This is a genomic window from Paenibacillus sp. N119s (genome assembly GCF_059447605.1).
Genome location: NZ_JCAJRU010000448.1, coordinates 1 through 1,278 on the forward strand (window position 1 = coordinate 1; position 1,278 = coordinate 1,278).

A 1,278-nucleotide genomic window follows, 5' to 3' on the forward strand; every position below is an offset into this window, starting at 1 on the left:
CGTCAGCTTGCTTACAGCCTTGGGACCAGCGACCGTGAAGACCAGATCAAGCACATTGCGCTGACCATCCAGCAGTTATCCCATGAAGAAGCGCAGGCGCAGGCAGATCAGGTGAGATACGAGCGTATGAGCAGAAGCCTGGGACTGCTGATCGGAGCATTGATCGTCATTTTGATCTATTAGCGGGGTGCTCGAATGAATTTAGAAGTGAACGCGATTTTCCAGATTGCCGGAATTGGCATTATTATCGCTATGATTCATACCGTACTCAAGCAAATGGGCAAAGAAGACATGGCCCACTGGGTGACGGTCATCGGTTTCGTTGTCGTGCTGTTCATGGTAGTACGAATGCTGGATAACCTTCTGCAAGAGATCAAATCTATTTTTCTTTTTCATTAGGTGAAGATATGGAAATCATTCAAGTGGTGGGCTTCGCCCTCGTTGCCACCGTCCTCATTTTAGTCATCAAGGAACAGAAGCCGATGTTTGCCTTTTTGATTGCAACAGCTGCAGGGATCGTCATTTTTTTACTGCTGATTGGCAAGATTGGATCTGTGGTTGCTGTGCTGGAGCGACTGGCCAGGTCTTCAGGTATGGACATGATTTATTTTAAAACCGTATTAAAAATAATCGGTATCGCCTATATTGCCGAATTTGGAGCACAGATCGTACGGGATGCGGGACAAGACGGCATTGCTTCCAAAATAGAGCTTACTGGCAAGGTACTCATCATGGTACTCGCAATCCCGATTATCAGCATCATTATTGATACCATTCTGAAGCTGATGCCCGCCTAAGGGGGTGATGCCATGAAAAGGCTGGGGGGCATGCCGAATCTCAAAGTGATTGTGATTTTGCTGTTATGTCTCTGGTGCGCCTCGGCAGCGACCCTCTTCGCAGATACACCTACAAACGAATGGATCAGGCAACAGGCGGAGCAAATGCCCAAAGATGATGTAGAACATTATTGGGACGGACTTATGAAGCAATATGGCGGATTTTTCCCTGACCAAAAGACTCCTTCTTTCATGGACATGCTGCTTCCGGGTGGTGAAGGATTCAGCATAAAAGGTGTGTTGATGGCCATAGCTGATTTCTTCATCCATGAAATCCGGGTGAATGCCAAGCTGCTCGTTACCATTGTCATGCTCAGCATTATGAGTATGGTGCTGGAAACGCTGCAAAGCGCTTTTGAAAGCAAGCAGGTCAGCAAAGTTGCCTACGCTATCGTGTACATGGTCATTATCATTCTAGCGATTAATAGCTTTAGTGTAGCGA

The 1,278-nt window shown here is 46.9% G+C and carries 4 protein-coding genes; all 4 read left to right on the plus strand.

Translation table 11 applies throughout. The annotated features are described in order from the left end of the window. A partial coding sequence (gene spoIIIAB / locus AC5V8P_RS25625) for a stage III sporulation protein SpoIIIAB (RefSeq protein WP_495474061.1) occupies window positions 1-183 on the plus strand: 183 nt, incomplete at its 5' end. Between the two features lie 12 nt (window positions 184-195). Beyond that, window positions 196-399, plus strand: a complete 204-nt coding sequence (gene spoIIIAC / locus AC5V8P_RS25630) for a stage III sporulation protein AC (RefSeq protein WP_047911045.1) — start codon at window positions 196-198, stop codon at window positions 397-399. A gap of 8 nt (window positions 400-407) precedes the next feature. Beyond that, complete coding sequence (gene spoIIIAD, locus AC5V8P_RS25635; protein ID WP_013371785.1) at window positions 408-797, plus strand: stage III sporulation protein AD; 390 nt, start codon at window positions 408-410, stop codon at window positions 795-797. Between the two features lie 12 nt (window positions 798-809). Continuing rightward, window positions 810-1,278, plus strand: a 469-nt coding sequence (locus tag AC5V8P_RS25640; protein ID WP_495474062.1) for a stage III sporulation protein AE, incomplete at its 3' end; no start/stop codon positions are given.